We start from the raw sequence: 21,204 nt of genomic DNA, 5'->3' as shown, positions 1-21,204 counted from the left end.
TGTTCTATGATAAAAAACTGAAAGGAGAATAATTATGGCTCAATTAATGGAAGAAATGGAATTAGATCGAGAGGATTCTCAGAGGGACAAATTTTTGACATTTTCACTGGGAAAAGAATTTTATGGAGTTGAGATAAGATATGTAATGGAGATAATTGGGATTCAACCCATTACAGAAGTACCTGAACTGCCGCATTATATTAAAGGTATCATAAACTTGAGAGGAAAAATAATACCTGTTATGGATGTAAGGCTAAGGTTTAAAAAAGAAGCAAACGAGTATAATGACAGGACATGTATTATTGTAATCGAGGTAAGAGATGTATTTATAGGATTGATAGTTGATGCTGTCTCCGATGTGTTGGATATATCTTCTTCCGATATTGTTCCTCCCCCGGAGGTTAATGCAAATAGCAATAACAAATATATAAAGGGGATAGGAAAGGTTGGAAGCGATGTTAAGCTGCTATTGGACTGTGAAAAACTAATTAATGATGATGACGGTCAATTGCTTTTGAATATTTAGCAGCTGCAGAAGCACGACTTTTGTCCTTTATGCAGGGATGAGTATATTGACGGGTACTTTTATGTACAAATAAGGAGGATTCCTGAATGAAATGGTTTCACAATCTTAAGATAAGCACAAAGCTGCTTACAGGATTTATAATGGTAGCGATTATTGCAGGTGTGGTAGGTATTGTTGGAGCAATTAATATGAAGAATCTCGACGAATCCAATACGCTGCTTTATGAAAAATACACAGTGCCTTTAAATGAAGTTGCAAGTATTGCAACATTGTTTCAAAGGATTAGGGTGGAAACCAGGGATTTAATAATTGTAAATTCAAAGGAAGAGATTGCAGCTATCACTAAAACTATTGAAGATTTAAGAAAAGAAATAGATGCTTTCTCTTCAGAGGTAGAAAAAACAATTGTTTCTAAAGAGTTTGAAAAAATATTTATCGAGTTTGTTGCATCAAGAAACGAGTACAGTAAGCACCTGGACAAGCTGATACTGTTGGCTGAGGCAAATAAAGACTCAGAAGCATTTAATTATCTGAACGGTGAGATGAACAAGGCTGCAGTGGCTGAAAGGGACCTCATAGAAAAGATGTCCAAGATGAAGGTTGATGCAGCGAAGGAAAGATCGGGTAACAACACCAAACAGGCAAGTTCAGCTATCATTCTCATGGTGGTACTGATAATAGTAGGTATGACACTAGCAGTTATACTTGGAATAATTATATCCAGAGCGATATCAAGGCCCATAAAACAAACTGTTGTAATGCTGGATGAAATGAAGCTGGGGATACTCAATAGAAGGCTCAGGCTTGGTACAAAAGATGAAGTGGGGCAAATGGCTGCTGCAATGGATGAGTTTGCTAGTGATTTGCAGAATAATGTTGTTGGGGTCATGAAAAAAATTGCCGAGGGCGATGTGAGTGTAAATGTAGAACCAAAAGACCCACAGGATGAGATTTCACCAGCAATCAAAAAAACCATTGAAACCATAAGAGGGATTATTAGTGATACAGGAAGCCTTATTAAGTCTACTCAGGAAGGAAAACTTGATACAAGAGGAAATGCTGTTGTCTACTCCGGCAGTTGGAGGGAATTGGTCATTGGCATAAATAGCCTCATTGATGCTTTTGTAGCCCCTATCAATGTTACTGCCGACTATCTGGACAGAATAAGCAAGGGTGACATACCTCATAAGATTACAGATACTTATTATGGAGATTTTAACGAGATAAAGAATAATATAAACACTTTGATAGACAACCTTAACAGATTTATAGAGGGTATGGAATATATGTCAAAGCAGCATGACTTAGGTGACATTGATGTTGTTGTTCCTGAGGATAAGTTTGAAGGGGCATACAAAGAGATGGCAAAGGGTGTTAATGCAATGGTTAACGGCCATATAACAGTCATGAAGAAGGCTATGGCATGTCTATCGGAGTTTGGAAAGGGAAACTTTAATGCGGAATTGGAAAAATTTCCGGGTAAAAAGGCTTTTATAAATGAAAACATCGAAGCCATGAGAAAGAATTTGAAAGACGTTAACAGTGAAATTAGCAAACTGATAGAGGCTTCAGAGGAAGGAAGGCTCAGCGAGAGAGGAAACGATAAGGCTTTTGCCGGAGACTGGGCATCTCTTATAAAGGGCTTGAACGGACTTATCGATAAGATCGTTGAACCCATATTGGAAGCCGCTTCTGTTCTTGATGAAATGGCAAAGGGCAATCTGCAGGCCAGGGTAGCCGGCAGCTATAAAGGTGATCATGCCAGGATAAAAGAAGCAATGAACTTTACATTATCCACAATAGCAGGGTATATTAATGAAATTTCAAGCGTGTTGACAGAAATGGCAAACGGGAACCTGAATGTTACTATGTCTGCCAATTATCTCGGAGACTTTATCGAAATAAGGGATTCGCTAAATAATATAATCATATCTCTCAATGACGTTCTTGGACAAATGAACAATGCTGCTGAGCAAGTTGCTGCAGGATCAAGGCAGGTATCCGAATCCAGCCAGGCACTTTCGCAGGGATCTACCGAACAGGCAAGCTCCATAGAGGAATTAACCGCATCTATGGCAGAAATAGCCGAGCAAACAAAGCAAAATGCACTGAACGCGAATCAGGCCAATGATTTGGCTATATGTGCCAAGGATAATGCAGTACAGGGAAATGAGAGAATGAAGGGCATGCTTAGATCAATGGAGGAAATTAATTTAGCTTCTGCAAATATATCCAAAATAATAAAGGTAATAGATGAAATAGCGTTCCAGACAAATATTCTTGCTCTTAATGCGGCTGTTGAAGCGGCAAGGGCAGGGCAGCACGGTAAAGGATTTGCTGTAGTAGCAGAGGAAGTAAGGAACTTGGCAGCAAGAAGTGCCAATGCAGCAAAAGAAACCACTTCTCTTATTGAGGGTACAGTGCGTAAGGTAGAAGACGGCACGACCATTGCAAATGATACGGCAGGAGCACTTAATTTGATAGTAGAAGGTGTAACAAGAGCTACAATGCTGGTAGGAGATATAGCCAAGGCTTCAAATGAGCAGGCGATAGGCATTAGCCAGGTTAATCAGGGAATTAGCCAGGTATCTCAGGTAACCCAGTCCAATTCAGCTACTGCTGAAGAAAGTGCTGCAGCAAGCGAAGAACTTTCCAGCCAGGCAGAAATTTTAAATGAGATGGTATCAAGGTTCAAATTAAGAAAGTCAAATGCCATTATTGGCCTTGAAGTTAATAATGATAATGCGATGGCACAGGAACATCATTTGAAGAAAAAGCAACAAAAAAACACAAAGCATAAAGCTGAGACATCTGCAGGAAAGTTAAATATAAATTTAAGCGATAATGATTTTGGAAAGTATTAAGGGTAAGATAAAAAATAGATAAGGTGTGATTCGGTTGGATTTGGATATTTCAAAAAGCATAACCGATAAAGAGTTTGTGCTTATAACTGACTTTTTAAAGACAAATTACGGGGTAAGGATCGGACCGGAGAAAAAGTCTCTTTTAGTAAGCAGGTTGGGATCCTTACTCAAGGATAAGGGGTTTACAAAGTTTTCAGAGCTTTATGATTATGTCATTGCTGATCGGACAGGTGAAGCAGTAGTGAATTTAGTGGATAAACTTACAACAAATCATACCTTTTTTATGAGAGAAAGTGATCACTTTGAATACTTCGGAAATACAATTTTACCTTGGTTGGAGAATGGCATAAGGGACAGGGATTTAAGGGTCTGGAGTGCTGGTTGTTCGACAGGAGAGGAACCTTATACCCTCAGTATGCTTATAAATGACCATTTTGAAGGAAAAAAAGGAATGTGGAATACAAAACTGCTTGCCACTGATATTTCCACAGTAGTATTAAATAAAGCCGCAGCAGGTATTTATTCAAATGAGCAGATAGAAATGCTTCCTGCAAACTGGAAGGTTAAATATCTTGACAGAATTAACGATGAGAATTATGGGATTAAACGGCACATAAAGGATAATGTGATCTTTCGGAGGTTTAATTTGATGGAGGACATCTTTCCGTTCAAGAAAAAATTCCATGTTATATTTTGCAGGAACGTAATGATTTACTTTGATGAAAATACAAAAAAGACTTTGATTAATAAATTTTATGATATGACAGAGCCAGGAGGCTACCTCTTTATCGGTCACTCAGAGTCCATAGGCAGGGAACAGTCGCGGTATAAATATATAATGCCAGCAGTATATAGAAAATAGGTGATGCTATGAATAACAGAAAAATAAAAGTTTTGGTCGTCGATGACTCATTGGTTTTTAGGGAAACCCTCGCAAAGGGTATTTCAAAAGACAGGGGGCTGGAGGTAGTGGCTACAGCGTCTGATCCTTTTATGGCAAGGGATAAGATTATAGAATTTGAGCCTGATGTTATGACATTAGACGTTGAAATGCCCAAAATGGACGGTATTGAATTTCTAAGAAGGCTTATGCCTCAATACCCTCTGCCAGTAGTAGTGGTAAGTGCTGTCAGCAGTAATGTGTTTGATGCTTTGAATGCAGGAGCTGTGGATTTTGTTACAAAGCCTGATGTGAGGTATGGGACCAATATGGACAGCCTTATTAACGAGCTTGTTATCAAAATAAAAATTGCATCTACAGCCAAGCTGGGGCATTGGAAAAACAATAAACCAAATGACAAGACATTGGATAGTGCAAATGCCAGGAATAAAGATATAATAATTGCAATAGGTGCATCAACTGGGGGCACTGAAGCAATATATGAGGTTATAAGGAAATTTCCGGAGGATATGCCCGGAGTGGTTATTGTGCAGCATATGCCTCCTGTTTTTACAAGAATGTATGCTGAAAGGCTAAACAACACATGTTCATTAACTGTAAAGGAAGCTAAGACCGGTGATTTGGTTGTACCTGGGACTGTACTTATTGCTCCCGGTGACAGCCATATGAGGCTGAAAAGGGGTGGCAGTATATATTCTGTAGAGTGCTTTAAAGGTGATAAGGTAAACGGTCATTGTCCCTCGGTTGATGTGCTTTTTGATTCGGTATCAAAAGTAGCCGGAAAGAATGCAATAGGTATCATCTTAACCGGAATGGGTTATGATGGTGCCAAGGGACTTTTGGAGATGAAGAGCAAGGGTGCTAAGACAGTAGGGCAGGATGAGGCTAGCTCCGTGGTTTATGGAATGCCAAAAGTTGCATATGACATAGGTGCTGTTGAAAAACAAGCCCCGGTTAGTGATATTGCCCGGGTTGTGTATTCTTATGTAAAATCGGTTACCTAGAAAACTATACAGTAAGAATAACTGCTGTTTGTAAAATTGGGAGAGAGATGATTTGATTATTATAGGGATAGGTGAACATGCGGTTACAAATGAATATGGAGAAATCATTATAACATATGCCCTTTCTTCTTGTGTTGCCGTGACGGTATATTCACCTGATAAGTATGTGGCGGCAATGGTACACGTATATCTTCCGGAGTATTCCAAACGGCCGGCACTCAAAAGCATTAATCCATGGGCATATGCGGATACTGCGGTTCCTATGCTTATCCAGAAGGTTTGCGATAATTATAAATGTAATAAATATGAACTTGAAATAAAAATCTTTGGAGGAGCTGAGTCTAGAAATAAGTCAGATATATTTAAAATAGGCAGGAGAAATGTAGAAGCAGTAAATAAGGCATTGAGTCTTTTAAATCTATGTGTATCTTACAGTGATATAGGTGGCAGCAGCAGCAGAACTGTCACATTATATTCCGATTCAGGAGAAGTCAAGGTGAGTTATTTACCCTTAAATATTTAGCTGAGAGGTTTTTGGTTATGAAATGTATAAACGATAGGGATCTGACAATAAAACAGGGAAGCTTTTCCTTCGAGGACCTGCAGAAGACATTGACAAGTATTGCTGACGGAATAATCAGTATCGATACCGAAGGAAATGTTTTGTTTATGAATGAAGCTGCAGAGCTGCTGACAGGATGGAGCTTTAAAGGTGCTTCTGGAATGAAGATTTCCGATGTATTTGCACTTGTTCATTTTATAACAGGAGAAACCCTTGAAAACCCATTTGAAAAGGTGATTAAAACCGGCATCCAAAGCGGGTTGGGCAGTTATTATGCATTGGTATCAAAGGATGGAACCAGAAAACTTTTATCAGCAAACATTGCACCTATAAAGTGCGGACTCGGTGAAGTCAGCGGAGCAGTTGGAGTATTCAGGGACATAACAAGATTAAAAAAAATAGAAGATGAGCTGAGGGACGAGAGGAATAATTTAAGGAGTATTTTTCAATACGCTCCTGTAGGTCTTATTATAGTAGATAATAATTCCATAATATTGGACGTAAATAACGCTTTTTTAAGAATTATAGATAAAGATATTGAGTCTGTTAACGGTAAGCTTTTTGGTGAGGGTATAAGCTGTGAAAACAGTGAAATAGGAGGATGCAAAAATGGTCCTAAGTGCTCGGCATGTGCACTGCATAATGCAATCAGGAAAGTAATGAGCACAGCAGAACCTGTAAGTGATTGCAGTGTTACCTATAACCTCTATAAAAATGGGGTTTTTATCAGACATCACTTCAAGATAAGTGCCGTACCCATAAAGATTTCAGATGTTAACTGTGCAATGCTTGTTGTAGAGGATGTGACAAATCAGAAAAAAATTGAGAATGAATTAAAGGAAAATGAAAGAAAATACAGAAACCTGTTTATGAATATGCTGAACGGTTTTTCATATAATAAGCTTATTCTGGACCCCCAAAAAAAACCTGTTGATTATCTGATAATGGAGGCTAACGACGAATTTTGCAGGATGGTAGGGAAATCAAAAGAAGATGTTGTAGGAAAAAGGGCTTCAGAGGTATTTGGCAAATTTCGAAATGCTGAGATTGATATGATTGAGGAATATAGCAAGGTAGCCCTAAGTGGTGAAGTTATACGGTTTGAACAGCAAATGTCAGGTAATGAAGATAAATGGTTAAGTTCGTTAGTATACTCAAACGAGAAGGAGTATTTTGCATTGATATGCTCCGACATAAGCGAGGAAAAAAGGGCACAGCGGGAAATGAGAAAAGCAATGGAGGCTACTAATTCAGCATATAAAGCCAAAAGTGAGTTCCTTGCAAATATGAGCCACGAAATAAGAACGCCTTTAAATGGTGTTGTGGGTATGGTTGATCTAACTTTAACTACTGACCTTACTCCAATTCAGAGGGACAATTTGAAAACTGCAAAAGCATGTGCAGACTCGCTGCTGAGAATAATAAACGATGTCCTTGACTTTTCAAAGCTTGAAGCAGGCAAAATGATTGTAGAGAAAATAAGATTCGATCTTAAAAATATATGCGATAACATAATCAAAGCTCACGCATTAAAGGCAAGGGACAAAGGGCTTTGTTTGAAGTACGACATAGACAAAGAAGTTCCCCTTCAATTAATTGGAGATCCAAACAGACTGAATCAGGTTTTGAATAATCTAATCAACAATGCATTGAAATTTACCGAGAAGGGCAGAGTTGATATACATATTTCTCTTGTTAGCAGAAATAATAATTCTGTAAAGCTGCAGTTTATCATTAAGGATACCGGGATAGGCATATCAAGGGATGATATGGACAAATTGTTTAAAAGCTTTACCCAGGTTGATGGTTCCCATACAAGAAAATATGGAGGAACCGGATTGGGGTTGGTGATTTCCAAAGAGCTTTTAAATTTGATGGGAAGCACCATTAGTGTACAAAGTGAAAAAAATGTTGGAAGCACATTTTCATTTATGCTTGACTTTGGAATCGGCCAGGGTAACTTTACCCAATATACTGAGGATAATAGGATTTGCAAATCCCAGTATAGGGCACATATACTCGTTGCTGAAGATGATAAGGTAAATCAGATAGTCATTTGCAGAATGTTGGACGAGAAAGGATATACATATGATGTGGCCGATAATGGCATTGAAGCGGTGCAAAAGTTTATAGAAAAGGACTTTGATCTTTGTATTATGGATATCCAAATGCCCCAAATGGATGGAATTCAAGCAACCAGGCTAATAAGGGAATCTAAAAAGAAGGCGGGAAAGCATATACCCATAGTTGCTCTGACTGCACATGCACTTCATGGTGACAGGGAAAGGTTTTTAAGTTTGGGAATGGATGAGTATCTATCAAAGCCTATAATTATGAATGATTTTTTTAAAAAAATTGAAGGTCTTATTGATACAAATAATTCCCAGAAAGAAAATATAAAGGAAAATGTAAACATAAGCATTAATGACGGGATAGAAGCATGCACATCAGATGATCAATTGGATAACTTTGAGTTAATAAGCAGAAAGTCCGATGAATTGGGGAAAGCTATTATATCAAAAGATGTTAATACCATAGAGGCTGTAGCACACGAGATAAAGCTACTGGCAGCTGAGATTGGCATAGACCAGCTAAAAACATTGATGTTCAGGATAGAGCTTGCATCAAGAAGAGAGGATATTAATGAAGCTTTAATATTAAATAATGAATTCATAAAATTGCTTAGAATTAAGGGTTTGAAGTAATTAACTGATTTTTAAGGATCAAAATATGTTTAATAAAATAAAAGGAGGTCCTCTTATGAGAATTTTGATAGCAGAAGATGATATGGCAAGCAGAAAGTTTTTATCCAGATTCTTATCAAAGTTTGGCGAATGCGATATAACTGTAGACGGAATGGAGGCTATCGAAGCGTTTATGGTTTCCTTTGATATAGGCAGGCAGTATGATTTGATTTGCCTTGATATTATGATGCCTAAGCTCGATGGTATAAAGGTTCTGAAAACAATCCGAGAAATTGAAAAGCAAAAGGGCATATCTGAGGAAAAACAGGTTAAAATTATTATGACAAGTGCATTAAACGAGTTGGATGTTGTAAACAATTCCTTTGAGACAGGAAGTGAGGCTTATGCAACAAAGCCAATCAATACCGAAAAGTTTGAGGAGGTTATGAAGAAGCTGAATTTGATAAAATAGATCGACTTTATTTATAATTATTTAATAAACTATGAGCAAATTATAATTGACCTATGGGCTAATTTCATGTAAAATTAAAATATATCAGTAAAGTTACTAAGTAAAAAGTAATATTACAAAAATGCATGTAATATTAAATATTTGATTAATAATTATCTAGCAGTTGTTTATAGACAACATCACATATAAATTTGTGGTGTATGTTTATGTTTATACATATTTAGCATAAGTTTATTATTTTAGAGTTGAACATTGAAAATGGAATATTATTACATATTTCTTTTGAACTGAAATAAAAGATTTTTTATTTTATTTACGTACATATTTAATTAATAATATTACAAATAGCAAATAAATTTACCTTTATGGCATATTTTCGGCAAACTACATATTTCATTTGTTTTACTATACAGTTGTAGGGCTTACGCAGGCTTTTTATCTACCTGTGTGACAACACTGGACATTATATCATTATATACTGATTGCAGAAAAGCAATCAGCAGTTCAAAGTTAAGGTTTATATCAAGAGGAAGATCACCTTACACCTTTCCGTCCTTGATATTAAACACCTATTACATTAAATCATATCTTTGAAGTACTTGATTTTCATTGCAATAACTCTAAAGTTTCCAAGTGGTTTTAGTGTATATTTTAGTGTATAAAGGTTTACTGGTGTATATAATCAGTTTAAAAGTTTTTCTTTTAGACTGAAACTTATATTATTTATTTTTCAAAATTATAGGAGGGTAAAAGAAATGAGAAAAAAGCTATCCATTTTAGGTCTGCTGATACTTATTATTTTGGCAGCTAAAACGACCTGCTTTGCAGGCAATCTGTTGGACCAAAGCGATTTTAGCGGCACTACTGCTTTGCCTTGGACAACTGTTCCGTCTGCACCTGGAGTTGCATCAGGAAAGATTGTTAACGGTGAGTACGTTTTGACAATTACAAATCCTGGTGTTAACAAATGGGATGTACAATTCAGACACAGAGGCATTACTTTACAAAAGGGACATACATATGAAGTAAAATTCAAATTACGTTCTGCAGTTGACTGTAAGGTATATGCAAAAGTTGGAGATCAGGATACACCTTACAAGGAATACTGGTCAAATGCCAATACACCAATTGAATTGATTGGCGGAGAAGAAAAACTTGTATCCCAAACCTTTGTAATGGCTGATAACACTATTTCCGGTGTTGAATTCGCATTCCAGTTTGGCGGAGAAATGGCCAGCGAGATTTATCCATATACTGTTGCCATAGATGATGTATATCTTCTGGATGAACAGTTTACACCAACTATACCACCTGAACTTGCTCCTGCACCCGATGTACGTGTTAATCAGGTAGGATATTTCCCTAACGGACAGAAAAAGGCTACTTTGGTTAGTGATTCAACTACACCTGTAAAATGGTACTTAAGAGACAAGGAAAATATAGTTGTTGCATCAGGAAATACTAAAGTAATAGGCCTTGATGCTGCTTCAGGTGATAAGGTCCATATAATTGACTTTTCATCATACAAGCAACCAGGAACTGAATATAAAATCACTGTAGGAAAAAGCACTAGTCATCCTTTTGATATTTCAACCAGCCTGTATTCAGTTATGAAATATGATGCAATGAGATATTTCTACCACGCAAGAAGCGGTATTGAAATTACAATGCCTTACTGTACAGAGCCACAATGGGCTAGAAGAGCTGGACATAAACCTGATGTCGGAATAGCATTGCCTCAGACAGGAGAATATACTCTTGATGTAACAGGCGGATGGTATGATGCAGGTGACCATGGAAAGTATGTTGTTAACGGTGGTATTTCTGTTTGGACTCTTTTGAATCTTTATGAAAGATCAAAACAGGTAGGCGGAGCTGCTGTCACAGCTTTTAGAGATGGTAAGCTTATTATACCGGAAAATACAAAATCATCTTCAATCTATGTTAATGAAAAATATAACGGTACACCTGATATTCTCGATGAATGTAAATGGGAAATGGATTTCCTTCTTAAGATGCAAATTCCCGAAGGATATCCGAACGCAGGTATGGCATTGCATAAAATCAATGATAAAAAATGGACTATGTTAGGTCTTGAGCCAGCAGATGATAAAGAGGAACGTAACTTGTATCCTGCAAGCACTGCTGCTACATTAAATCTTGCTGCAACTGCTGCACAGGCTTCACGTTTATGGAATATTGTGGATTCAAAGTATTCTGCTAAACTCTTAGCAGCAGCTGAGTTGGCATGGGATAAGGCTGTAGAAAATCCTGCAATGTATGCTCAGGCTCTTGGCGGAGGCGGCGGTGAATACGGCGACTCAAATGTGAAAGATGATTTCTACTGGGCTGCTTGTGAATTATATGTTACAACAGGTAAAGCTAAGTATTTGGATTACATGAAGAGTTCCGAGTATTATCTCCAAATGCCATCCAAGTTCGGAACTATAACTGGATGCTTCGACTGGGCAGTAACAAACGGATTGGGTACATTAACACTTGTTACAGCACCAAACAATCTTCCACAGGCTGATTTGGAAACTGCAAAAAGAAATATAATAGCTGCTGCTGACAGTTTTATGGCTGTTCAAGCTAAAGAAGGCTATGGAGCACCTTTAGAGCCAAGTTACTACACATGGGGTTCAAACTCATTTATTCTCAATGAATGTATAGTAATGGGTGTATCTTACGATATAACCAAGGATAGCAAGTATATAAACGGAATTACCGAAAGCTTTGATTACTTATTAGGACGTAACCCTAATGATAAGTCATATGTTTCCGGATACGGAGAAAAACCACTTAGAAATCCGCACCATCGTTTCTTCGCACGCCAGGCGAACAGCAAATTCCCAACTGTACCTCCAGGATTTGTATCCGGCGGACCTAATTCAGGTACCGAAGATCCATATGTTCAGGAAGCCGGAATAAAAGGAATGCCACCACAAAAATGCTTCATCGACCACATTGAATCATGGTCAACTAATGAAGTAACAATCAACTGGAATGCACCATTTGTTTGGGTAACAGAATTCCTTGATGAAGTTGGCGGAAGTATTACTGAAAGCGTAAGAGAAGACATCAATAAGGATAAGGCTGTAAACATGATGGACGTTGCAGCAATGGCTAGAGCATTTAATGGAGTTGCAGGCGATTCAGTATATGACTCAAGATGCGACCTTGATAATGATGGAGCTATTAACATGAATGACGTAGTAATTCTTGCTAAGAAATTCGGTTTTACTTATTAATTCAATAAAAAGAGTTCATGATAATTTTAAAGGCTGGAGCACCAAGTGCTTCAGCCTTTTTATATTATATGTCTTTATTGTCCTTTGGCGGAGGAGGCCCATAAAACTGATAATAGTTACATTGTATTTTTCCGTTATAAAGCTTTCTCTTTTTGCTGGCCCTGCTCCCAAAAAGCTTTTCAAACTCAGGGTGTGAGGTCAATATATAATAGGACCATGTATCAAACTGTTTAAAAACCTGTCCTATTTGACGATATAGTTTTTCAACTTCTTTGCTTTCGCCTATACGCTCTCCATAAGGAGGGTTGCATATTATGAAACCATATTTGTATCTTGATTTGATGTCAGCTGCGGGTAGTCTTTGAAAATGAATATCATTTTCTACACCAGCCTGTTTGGCGTGGTATCTGGCAAGGCTCATAACATCGTTATCTATGTCTGAACCGCTGATTCGCAGCTCTCTATCATTTTTAACAAGATCGTGTGCTTCTTCCCTTGCTTTAGTCCAAAGGGAGGAGTTTATATTATCCCATTTTTCCGAGATAAACTCCCTTTTAAGCCCGGGGGCAATGTTTTTTGCTATTAAGGCAGCCTCAATAGGTATTGTTCCGGAGCCGCAAAAAGGATCAATCAAGACGCGATCGTGCTTCCACCTGCTTATAAGGAGCATGGCAGAGGCCAGAGTTTCTTTCAGCGGGGCATGGGCAACGAGCTTTCTATATCCTCTTTTGTGAAGTCCCGCACCGCTTGTGTCAATGGTCAGTGTTGCCATGTCTTTTAACAGTGCTACCTCAATTTTATAAGTGGGTCCGGTTTCTTCAAACCAACTGATTTTGTACTTTTCTTTGAGTTTTTCCACAACTGCTTTTTTTACTATTGCCTGACAGTCAGGTACACTGAAAAGCTTTGAATTGATGGATTTTCCTTCAACAGGAAAGTTTGCATTTTTGGGTATCCATTCATGCCACGGCAAAGCCTTTGTTTTTTCAAACAATTCGTCAAAGGTAAGTGCCTGAAACTCTCCCATCTTTAATAAAATCCTGTCGGCTGTTCTAAGCCACAGATTTGACTTTACAATGGCATCTTCATCACCTGAGAAGGTAACCTTGCTGTTTTCTATATACTGATCCTCGTATCCGAGGTACTTCAGTTCTCTTCCTACTACTGCTTCAATTCCGAAGGCTGAAGTTGCAATTAAGTGTAGTTTGCTCATTTTTGTATCTCCGTTCAATAAAGTTTCATATGTTATATGCGGGAAAAAGGTTCCACGGGTATAAGTCCGGCGGTTGGGACGTAAATGTCATGTTTTCATTTTGGGTAGGGTGCTTAAAACCTATTTCCCGAGACCATAGTGCTATCTGTGCCTTTACATTGCCGGCACTACCGTATTTTGCATCGCCGTACAGCGGATGACCTATGGTTGAAAATTGTACCCTTATCTGATGGGGCCTTCCGGTATGAAGTTTAACCCTCGCAAGTGAAAGGCCTTCCATAGAAGAAAGTATATCATAGCTTAATATTGCTTCCTTTGACTCGGGTGTACCGGGGGATACCGATTTAACCTGGTTTGTGCTGGTGTTTTTCAGCAGATAGTGTTTCAGTGTATCGGATAATTTTGTTGGAGTGCCTATTGTCACTGCGTAATAGACCTTACTAAACTCCCGCTTTCGTATTTGATCGGAAAGCCTTGATGCAGCCTTTGATGTTTTGGCAAAAACCATTACACCTCCAACGGGGCGATCCAGTCTGTGAACCAGGCCTAAAAAAACATTGCCTGGCTTGTTATATCTAAGTTTTAGATCATCCTTCAATAGGGTCAGCAGATCCAAATCCTCCGATTGGTCTTTCTGAGTAGGTAAATTAACCGGTTTTTCAATAACCAGAACATGATTATCTTCGTAGATCAGGTTAATTTTTATGGAATTTTTCAATGGCTAGGCCTCCCAACGTCCGTAAATTCCGCAGGGGAGTAATAGCCCCGGAGCTGTTATGGGCAGTCCCACTTCTCCGCATGTAACCTTGCCTCCTATTTTATTACCAAGGAGCACATTAAGTATATTTTGAATGATTATGGGGGAGAAGCCTGTTGTATATGAGTTTACAAGCATGAACAGCGGTTTGTCGGACAAAATCTTTGCACACTCTTCAATAATCATATACAGAGATTCTTCTATTTTCCACAATTCACCCTTAGGGCCCCTGCCATAAGATGGAGGATCCATGATTATTGCGTCGTATTTATTGCCCCGTCTATATTCCCTTTGGACAAACTTGACTACATCGTCGGTTATGTATCTGACCTTCCTGTCTGAAAGGCCTGAAAGATTTATATTTTCTTTTGCCCATGTAACCATGCCCTTAGATGCATCAACGTGGCATACTTCAGCACCGGCATATGCAGCAGCCACAGTTGCACCTCCTGTATAGGCAAAAAGGTTTAATACGCTTATCTTCCTTGATGCATTCTGTATTTTATCAATAATCCATTTCCAGTTTACAGCTTGCTCGGGGAATAGTCCCGTATGTTTAAAGTTGGTTGGCTCTATATAAAAGGAAAGCTTGTCATAGCTGATTGTCCACCTTTCGGGCAGCTTTATTTTAAATTCCCAATTTCCACCACCGCTTTTGCTGCGAAAATAGTGGCCGTGGGGGTTTGACCAAAGATTGCTACTATTTTGGGTAGGCCAGATAACCTGAGGATCAGGCCTCCTTAATATATATTTGCCCCATCTTTCCAACTTTTCGCCGTCCTTGGCATCTATTAACTCATAATCCTTCCAGTCATCCGCTACAATTATCAATTTATTTAACCTCCGGTACTTGTATATGTAAATATTTTTAAAAGTATGAAATTCAATAATAATCAACCTTCAAGCATATAATTATAACATATTAACAGCTAGTAGCAAAGATTGGTTTAGTTTATTTTTTCACATTTATCTACTGCTTATGTATAATAGAAGAAATAATTAATGTGGTACCGATATTATATGGAATGCGGGTATTGATTAAAACTTCTTATGTTGATATGATATATATGCTATGGCATGAATGAAATTTATAGTGTAAGTTGTTTTTTGATCATCACTATATTATAAGGAGACTATTTTATAATATGAATGTAAGATAAATATATGTTTTAGCCGATACATTAAAAAGAATATAATATGAAATATGAGGAGTGAAATAAGCATGGATGATGTAATTGAGATTGAAAACGTTCTGCCCGAAAAGTCAATTATCAAGACGAGACATCCAGGTAGTTATGATTGGGTGACAACAATTATCCGTAAAGCTTATGGAAACTGTATTGAAGTCGAGCAGGTTGAAGACTATATGGTTAAAGTATTAATGATCGGTGATAATCTGTTAATTAAATACTCAGATAAAGAATATCTTTATACTCTTGAATCAACTGTTCAGGGAATTAAATTTGCTTCTAGGTCAGTTATTTTAAATGTGAACAGTATTAAAAGGATAAAAAATATCAGGTATTCGTACAGGTATGATGCTTATTTGAGCTCCAGCTTAAAGGTGATGGAAGATTTTAGTGAAGTGTATTCTGTTGTTACCAATCTTAGTAACACGGGTATGAGTATAATTACAAAGGGTTATATGGAAATCGGTGAAAAAGTCGATATGAACGTATATCTTTCCAGTGAAAATATTATCAATTTCAAATGTGAAATTAAATGGAGCGATGTGATTTGGCCCAATAACATGTATGGGGTTCACATATTGGATATGGATAATATTAATAGAGAAAAGTTCGAAGGTTACATAAAAAGGCTGGAAAGAAAGGAAAAACGCCTGATTTCCAAGTATACTAAAAAAACAAAAATGTAGGCTTGAGGTGCTGAATTTTGAAAAAGATTGGTTTTACTACAAGCATTCCTGTTGAGATAGTTTTTGCAGCAGGAATGATTCCTGTTGACTTAAATAATGTTTTTATTACTGCGAAAAGTCCCGAAAGGAATATTGAGCAAGCAGAAAATGCAGGATTTCCAAGGAACACATGTGCATGGATAAAGGGTATTTATTCAGGGGTTATCAACTGTGAAGACATCGATACAATAATTGGAGTGGTAGAGGGTGACTGCTCTAATACAAAGGCACTGCTGGAAGTATTGGAGTTAAAGGGGATTAAGAGTATTCCGTTTTCATATCCTGGCACTGATACAGCTGAAAAACTTAAACTGGAAATTAAACGACTTTGCGAGTATTTTAATGTTAATTTGGATGAATGCAGCAAGGTCAAAGTTGAGCTTGATAAAATAAGAGAAAAGCTTGCTTATTTGGATGAGCTTACATGGAAGCACAATAAGGCTACAGGATTTGAAAATCATCTTTGGCAGGTGTCAAGCAGTGATTTTAACGGGGATTATACAGTTTTTTCTAAGGATATTACAGATTTGATCGATAAGATAGAGGCCAGAGATGAAAATAAGAGCAAGTTAAGACTAGGATATATTGGTGTTCCTCCTATTTACACAGACCTGTATGATTTTGTGGAAGAGAAGGGGGCCAGGATTGTTTACAATGAGGTTCAAAGGCAGTTTACAATGGCGGACAGCATTGGAATAAGGGATTTGGTCGAGGTTTACTCCAACTTTACTTATCCCTACAGCCTTAACGGAAGGCTTAACGATATTAAGAAACAAATAGAGATTAGAAATATAGATGCAGTTATACATTATACCCAATCCTTTTGTTTTAGGGGAATAGAGGATATTGTAATTAGAAAGGAACTAGGCGTACCGACATTGACATTAGAGGGTGATAAGCCCGGTAACGTTGATGCCAGAACAAGGCTTAGAATAGAGGCCTTTATTGAAATGCTAAAGTAAGGGGTAGTAAAAGATGATGGTTTTGGGTTTTGATATAGGCAGCAGAGCTGTAAAGCTTGTATCGTTTTATGAAGGGGTTTTTCAAAAAAGTCTGATCTTTGATACTTTCGATTTTTACAGAAACTATTGCACTTACATGGAAGGAAAAATATTTGTCGATTTTGAGAAGCTTGATATCGGCAAAGCGGATCGGATTGTGAGTACCGGTTATGGGCGAAATAATATCAATATAAATGGATCAGAGACAATTACCGAGATTAAGGCTCATACCTTCGGTGCCATAGGGCAAACCGGACTTAAGGAATTTACACTATTGGATGTGGGGGGGCAGGACAGCAAGGTAGTTCATATTAAGAATAAAAGGATTATGGATATGATTTTAAATGATAAGTGTGCTGCATCCTGTGGAAGGTACCTGGAAAATATGGCAAAGGTTATAGGATTAAGTGTTGGTGAAATAGCTGGCTATTCACAAAACCCTGCAGAGTTAAGCTCAACGTGTGCCGTTTTTGCTGAATCGGAGCTTATTGGTAAAATTTCAGAAGGATATACTGCTGAAGTTCTTGCAGCCTCAATAAATTATTCCTTATTTAAAAGGATAAAGCCTCTAATAGAAAGATTTCCTGCAGAAAGTGTAGTGGTAACAGGTGGGGTAGCAGCAAATAATGCCCTACTGGAGTTTATTAAAGCCGAAACAGACTTTAAAGAGGTTATAGTGCCCCAATATCCACAGTTGAACGGAGCCATAGGATGTTGTGTATATGCACTGGACAAATAGATGAAGATACGGAGGAAGATTATGAAAAGAGCAATTGTATTGCTTTCTGGCGGTCTTGATAGTACAACATGTTTATCAGCTGCTATAAAGGACGGCTATGAAGTTTTTCCAATATCGTTTGATTATGGGCAAAGACACCGCAGGGAGCTTCACTGTGCAGGCCTCATAGCTAAATATTATAAACTCAAAAGCTACAATGTTTTTAAGCTGGATAATGTGGGTGGAAGTGCCCTGACAGATATGAGCATAAAAGTGCCGGAGTACAAAGGGGATAAGTTTATACCAATAACATATGTACCTGCGAGAAATATTATTTTTCTAAGTTATGCAGTAGGCTATGCAGAGGTTGTAAATGCAGAGGCGATTTACATTGGAGTAAATGCTATAGATTACAGTGGATACCCTGATTGCAGGCCTGAGTTTATAACTGCATTCCAAAGCATGATTTCTGTAGGCACAAAAAGCGGGGTTGAAGGCAGAGGTGTAAAAATAGTTACACCGCTTATGGACTTATCCAAGTCGGAAATAATTAAGCTGGCATGCGATAACGGTGCACCGCTGCATTTAACGTGGAGCTGCTATAAGGGTGATGAAAAGGCATGCGGAGTTTGTGATAGCTGTGTCCTTCGCTTGAAAGGCTTTGAGGAAGCAGGAATTGAGGATCCTATTGAATATTTAAAGCCTGATATAGGTGTTGATATTGCAGGAAGCAGTGAGGCTGAGAAAAAAGGTGCAGCTATTGGAAAGGAACAAATATGAATAAGAGATTAATGAGCATTACAAAGGTTTTTACTTTTGATAGTGCACACCACTTGAATGATTATGAGGGGAAATGCAAGTATACCCATGGACACACATACAAGCTTGAAGTAACTTTAAAGGGACCTATAGATAAAAACGGGTTTGTTATAGATTTTCATGATCTTAACAGGATTGTTGAGGATGAGGTTATTTCAGTAGTTGATCATAAGTACCTTAATGATATTTTTGACTTTAATCCTACATGTGAGCTCTTGGGACTTTGGATATGGGATAAGATGGAGGTATCATTAAAGAGGAAGGAATACTTTCTTGAGAAGGTAGTTTTGTGGGAAACTCCTACTAGTTTTATTACAATTGACAGAAAAGATATGGTTTAAAGATAGGATGATAAATAAATATGAAGGTAAATGAAATTTTTCTTAGCATACAGGGGGAAAGCGTTTATACTGGCCTTCCCACTGTTTTTGTTCGTTTTAGCGGCTGCAATCTCAGGTGTTCTTATTGTGATACCGAATATGCTTATGAAGATGGTGTTGAAATGGAGCCTGAAGAGATATTTCTAGAGATACAAAAATATTTCTATAAGAGGGTTTGTATTACCGGAGGAGAACCTCTTTTACAAAGGGATTTGGAAAAGCTTTTGGTGCTTTTGAAGGATTATGGTGTTACAATAGAAACAAACGGCTCTATGGATATAAGTTTGCTGGAATTAGGTCCGAAGCACTCATATGTCATGGACATGAAAAGTCTCTCCAGCGGGGTTTCGGAGGAAATGAGGCTTTCAAACTTCGAATACCTGTCCATGAAGGACGAGATAAAGTTTGTAGTAGAATCCAGGGAGGACTATGAGTGGTCAAAATCTATAATAAGAGAGAATCATAGGAAGGGAACAATAACAATATCACCTGTATTTGGCAAAATAGATTACAGTGAGTTGATTGGTTGGATTCTGAATGACAGGCTGGATGTAAGGTTTCAGATCCAACTCCATAAGGTTATTTGGGGAGTGGATAAAAGAGGGGTTTAATAAAAGATGCTGGATTGGGAAAAATTAATTGGAGAATGCTCTGGCTGTCTTAAGTGCGGACTGGGGAAGACAAGAAAAAACATAGTGGTCGGAAGAGGAAATATTAATGCCCCGCTTTTATTTGTCGGGGAAGGCCCAGGAGAACAGGAGGACAACCAGGGTCTGCCTTTTGTAGGACCTGCGGGAAAGCTGCTTGATGTTTTATTGGATGCATTACAAATAGGCAAAGATCAATACTATATCGCAAATGTGGTTAAATGCAGACCCCCGGCAAACAGGGTTCCTCTTGATGAGGAAGCGGAAAAATGTCTTCCTTATTTAAGAAATCAGGTTTATCTGATTAGGCCGAAGATAATAGTATGCCTCGGTGCAACAGCTATGAAGTATATTATAGACAAAGAGGCCAGAATTACGCAGATAAGAGGAACTTGGATCGAAAGAAAGGGCTATTGGATAATGCCAACGTTTCATCCGGCAGCACTCTTGCGTGATGAATCAAAGAAAATTCTGATGTGGCAGGATATGAAAAAAGTAAAACAAAGGTTGGATGAGATATGTCAAAACAAGATAGGATAAATACTTTATTTGAAGAATACAAAAAAGAGTTCCAGGGGGAAGAAATTGTATTGGATTGCGGTAATATAGACTCCCGTATAATACTGATAGGGGAAGCACCGGGAAAGGATGAAGTAAAGCTGTCCAAGCCTTTTGTAGGTGCAGCCGGTAAAAATTTGAACAAGTTTCTTGATGTAATTGGTTTGGAGAGAGAAAGCATTTTCGTTGCAAACTCTATAAAGTACAGGCTTTCCAAGGTAAACCCCAAATCAGGACGTATAGTTAACAGACCTCCTACAAAGGAGGAAATAGAAAAAAATCAAAGGTACATTTTAAAGGAAATTGAAATCATATCACCAGAGATTATAGTGACATTAGGAAACGTACCGCTAAAGATGGTCACTGGAGACAAAGGCATAAACATTGGAAGTGTCCATGGTGAACTTAAAAAGATTCAGATACTTGATAAGGAATACTCCATTTATCCTTTATATCACCCTGCCAGTATAATCTATAATGCCAGTCTGCAGGACGTATATATGGAGGATATCACAAAACTTAAAGGCATACTTAAAAATAAATAATGAATCCAAAGTAATTTTAACTTAGAAGGATTATATTGAAGGATTAATAAGAATAAAAAGAATAAATTAAGTTAAAGTGCATATAATAATCTTTTATGGTGTTGAGATAAGTCGTAGAAGATGGTATATTTAATAAGCTGTCGCCAAAAAACTGCTGAAAATAAAGCAGCAAAAAAGAAATATAAAAAAGTGTTGACAGCAAAACAAGATTGTGATAGTATGTATAAGCTGCTTCGAACGCAGCAATGGACTTTGAAAAGTAAACAGTGTAAAAAGACGAAAGAAACTCGTTAATTTTAATTGAGTAACTTGCGAACTTTATAAAAAGCTAGTAAGTAATTTAAGAGCTAATTAAATTTTCAAATATTAATTTGAGAGTTTGATCCT

Annotated in this window: 19 protein-coding genes; 16 read left to right on the top strand and 3 right to left on the bottom strand. The window is 37.7% G+C overall.

The window, feature by feature from the left end; all coding sequences use genetic code 11:
* Positions 1 to 34 precede the first annotated feature (34 nt).
* The 8 genes from VIO64_RS16315 to VIO64_RS16280 all read left to right on the top strand — a co-directional run bounded on the left by VIO64_RS16315 (position 35) and on the right by VIO64_RS16280 (position 12,264).
* Positions 35 to 526, top strand: a complete 492-nt coding sequence (locus VIO64_RS16315; protein ID WP_331920159.1) for a chemotaxis protein CheW — start codon at positions 35 to 37, stop codon at positions 524 to 526.
* 86 nt (positions 527 to 612) lie between these two features.
* Entirely contained in the window at positions 613 to 3,390 is a 2,778-nt protein-coding gene (locus VIO64_RS16310; RefSeq protein WP_331920157.1) for a methyl-accepting chemotaxis protein, read from the top strand.
* A gap of 34 nt (positions 3,391 to 3,424) precedes the next feature.
* Positions 3,425 to 4,252 carry a protein-glutamate O-methyltransferase CheR gene (locus tag VIO64_RS16305; protein WP_331920155.1) on the top strand — a complete coding sequence of 276 codons (828 nt, stop codon included), beginning with the start codon at positions 3,425 to 3,427 and terminating at the stop codon, positions 4,250 to 4,252.
* An 8-nt stretch (positions 4,253 to 4,260) separates the two neighbouring features.
* On the top strand, positions 4,261 to 5,295 hold the full coding sequence (locus VIO64_RS16300; RefSeq protein ID WP_331920153.1) for a chemotaxis response regulator protein-glutamate methylesterase: 1,035 nt from the start codon (positions 4,261 to 4,263) through the stop codon (positions 5,293 to 5,295).
* Between the two features lie 52 nt (positions 5,296 to 5,347).
* Positions 5,348 to 5,818 (top strand): chemotaxis protein CheD, encoded by a 471-nt coding sequence (locus VIO64_RS16295; RefSeq protein ID WP_331920151.1) that lies wholly within the window; start codon positions 5,348 to 5,350, stop codon positions 5,816 to 5,818.
* Between the two features lie 17 nt (positions 5,819 to 5,835).
* Positions 5,836 to 8,562 carry a PAS domain S-box protein gene (locus tag VIO64_RS16290; protein WP_331920149.1) on the top strand — a complete coding sequence of 909 codons (2,727 nt, stop codon included), beginning with the start codon at positions 5,836 to 5,838 and terminating at the stop codon, positions 8,560 to 8,562.
* Positions 8,563 to 8,617: 55 nt separating this feature from the next.
* Entirely contained in the window at positions 8,618 to 9,013 is a 396-nt protein-coding gene (locus VIO64_RS16285; protein WP_331920147.1) for a response regulator, read from the top strand.
* 755 nt (positions 9,014 to 9,768) lie between these two features.
* Entirely contained in the window at positions 9,769 to 12,264 is a 2,496-nt protein-coding gene (locus VIO64_RS16280; RefSeq protein WP_331920145.1) for a glycoside hydrolase family 9 protein, read from the top strand.
* Between the two features lie 64 nt (positions 12,265 to 12,328).
* Here the strand turns inward: VIO64_RS16280 and VIO64_RS16275 are convergent, their stop codons facing one another.
* Genes VIO64_RS16275 through VIO64_RS16265 form a run of 3 tightly spaced genes read right to left on the bottom strand, consistent with a single transcriptional unit; the run spans position 12,329 to position 15,062 of the window.
* A complete protein-coding gene (locus tag VIO64_RS16275) occupies positions 12,329 to 13,477 on the bottom strand; it encodes a class I SAM-dependent RNA methyltransferase (protein WP_331920143.1) in 1,149 nt (382 codons plus the stop codon).
* Between the two features lie 25 nt (positions 13,478 to 13,502).
* A complete protein-coding gene (locus tag VIO64_RS16270; protein ID WP_331920141.1) occupies positions 13,503 to 14,195 on the bottom strand; it encodes an RluA family pseudouridine synthase in 693 nt (230 codons plus the stop codon).
* Positions 14,196 to 14,198: 3 nt separating this feature from the next.
* Entirely contained in the window at positions 14,199 to 15,062 is an 864-nt protein-coding gene (locus VIO64_RS16265; RefSeq protein ID WP_333783865.1) for a class I SAM-dependent methyltransferase, read from the bottom strand.
* Positions 15,063 to 15,456: 394 nt separating this feature from the next.
* On the opposite strand from VIO64_RS16265, the gene VIO64_RS16260 reads away from it, so the two are divergent.
* Genes VIO64_RS16260 through VIO64_RS16225 form a run of 8 tightly spaced genes read left to right on the top strand, consistent with a single transcriptional unit; the run spans position 15,457 to position 20,817 of the window.
* Positions 15,457 to 16,110 carry a PilZ domain-containing protein gene (locus tag VIO64_RS16260; protein ID WP_331920137.1) on the top strand — a complete coding sequence of 218 codons (654 nt, stop codon included), beginning with the start codon at positions 15,457 to 15,459 and terminating at the stop codon, positions 16,108 to 16,110.
* A gap of 17 nt (positions 16,111 to 16,127) precedes the next feature.
* On the top strand, positions 16,128 to 17,111 hold the full coding sequence (locus tag VIO64_RS16255; protein ID WP_331920135.1) for a 2-hydroxyacyl-CoA dehydratase family protein: 984 nt from the start codon (positions 16,128 to 16,130) through the stop codon (positions 17,109 to 17,111).
* A 13-nt stretch (positions 17,112 to 17,124) separates the two neighbouring features.
* On the top strand, positions 17,125 to 17,889 hold the full coding sequence (locus tag VIO64_RS16250; RefSeq protein WP_331920133.1) for an acyl-CoA dehydratase activase: 765 nt from the start codon (positions 17,125 to 17,127) through the stop codon (positions 17,887 to 17,889).
* Between the two features lie 21 nt (positions 17,890 to 17,910).
* The gene (gene queC, locus VIO64_RS16245; protein ID WP_331920131.1) at positions 17,911 to 18,648 is read left to right on the top strand and encodes a 7-cyano-7-deazaguanine synthase QueC; all 738 of its coding nucleotides are present in this window, start codon (positions 17,911 to 17,913) and stop codon (positions 18,646 to 18,648) included.
* Positions 18,645 to 19,028 (top strand): 6-carboxytetrahydropterin synthase QueD, encoded by a 384-nt coding sequence (queD, locus tag VIO64_RS16240; protein ID WP_331920129.1) that lies wholly within the window; start codon positions 18,645 to 18,647, stop codon positions 19,026 to 19,028. The genes queC and queD overlap by 4 nt, the downstream gene beginning before the upstream one ends.
* A 20-nt stretch (positions 19,029 to 19,048) precedes the next feature.
* On the top strand, positions 19,049 to 19,678 hold the full coding sequence (locus VIO64_RS16235) for a radical SAM protein (protein WP_331920127.1): 630 nt from the start codon (positions 19,049 to 19,051) through the stop codon (positions 19,676 to 19,678).
* Positions 19,679 to 19,684: 6 nt separating this feature from the next.
* Positions 19,685 to 20,254, top strand: coding sequence for a uracil-DNA glycosylase (locus tag VIO64_RS16230; RefSeq protein WP_331920125.1), 570 nt, complete (start codon positions 19,685 to 19,687; stop codon positions 20,252 to 20,254).
* Positions 20,233 to 20,817, top strand: coding sequence for a uracil-DNA glycosylase (locus VIO64_RS16225; protein WP_331920123.1), 585 nt, complete (start codon positions 20,233 to 20,235; stop codon positions 20,815 to 20,817). Before VIO64_RS16230 ends, VIO64_RS16225 begins: the two co-directional genes overlap by 22 nt.
* The last annotated feature ends 387 nt before the right edge of the window (positions 20,818 to 21,204 follow it).

Source organism: Pseudobacteroides sp. (assembly GCF_036567765.1).
In the GTDB taxonomy this organism is placed as follows: domain Bacteria; phylum Bacillota; class Clostridia; order Acetivibrionales; family DSM-2933; genus Pseudobacteroides.
Note: the sequence above shows the minus strand (reverse complement) of the source record. Positions and strands in the feature narration are given on the sequence as shown.

Excerpts from the sequence above, each read along its gene's own strand:
- VIO64_RS16315 (WP_331920159.1), top strand. The coding sequence starts at position 35 with ATGGCTCAATTAATGGAAGAAATGGAATTAGATCGAGAGGATTCTCAG.
- VIO64_RS16310 (WP_331920157.1), top strand. The coding sequence starts at position 613 with ATGAAATGGTTTCACAATCTTAAGATAAGCACAAAGCTGCTTACAGGA.
- VIO64_RS16300 (WP_331920153.1), top strand. The coding sequence starts at position 4,261 with ATGAATAACAGAAAAATAAAAGTTTTGGTCGTCGATGACTCATTGGTT.
- VIO64_RS16290 (WP_331920149.1), top strand. The coding sequence starts at position 5,836 with ATGAAATGTATAAACGATAGGGATCTGACAATAAAACAGGGAAGCTTT.
- VIO64_RS16285 (WP_331920147.1), top strand. The coding sequence starts at position 8,618 with ATGAGAATTTTGATAGCAGAAGATGATATGGCAAGCAGAAAGTTTTTA.
- VIO64_RS16280 (WP_331920145.1), top strand. The coding sequence starts at position 9,769 with ATGAGAAAAAAGCTATCCATTTTAGGTCTGCTGATACTTATTATTTTG.
- VIO64_RS16275 (WP_331920143.1), bottom strand. The coding sequence starts at position 13,477 with ATGAGCAAACTACACTTAATTGCAACTTCAGCCTTCGGAATTGAAGCA.
- VIO64_RS16260 (WP_331920137.1), top strand. The coding sequence starts at position 15,457 with ATGGATGATGTAATTGAGATTGAAAACGTTCTGCCCGAAAAGTCAATT.
- VIO64_RS16250 (WP_331920133.1), top strand. The coding sequence starts at position 17,125 with ATGATGGTTTTGGGTTTTGATATAGGCAGCAGAGCTGTAAAGCTTGTA.
- queC (WP_331920131.1), top strand. The coding sequence starts at position 17,911 with ATGAAAAGAGCAATTGTATTGCTTTCTGGCGGTCTTGATAGTACAACA.
- queD (WP_331920129.1), top strand. The coding sequence starts at position 18,645 with ATGAATAAGAGATTAATGAGCATTACAAAGGTTTTTACTTTTGATAGT.
- VIO64_RS16235 (WP_331920127.1), top strand. The coding sequence starts at position 19,049 with ATGAAGGTAAATGAAATTTTTCTTAGCATACAGGGGGAAAGCGTTTAT.
- VIO64_RS16230 (WP_331920125.1), top strand. The coding sequence starts at position 19,685 with ATGCTGGATTGGGAAAAATTAATTGGAGAATGCTCTGGCTGTCTTAAG.
- VIO64_RS16225 (WP_331920123.1), top strand. The coding sequence starts at position 20,233 with ATGTCAAAACAAGATAGGATAAATACTTTATTTGAAGAATACAAAAAA.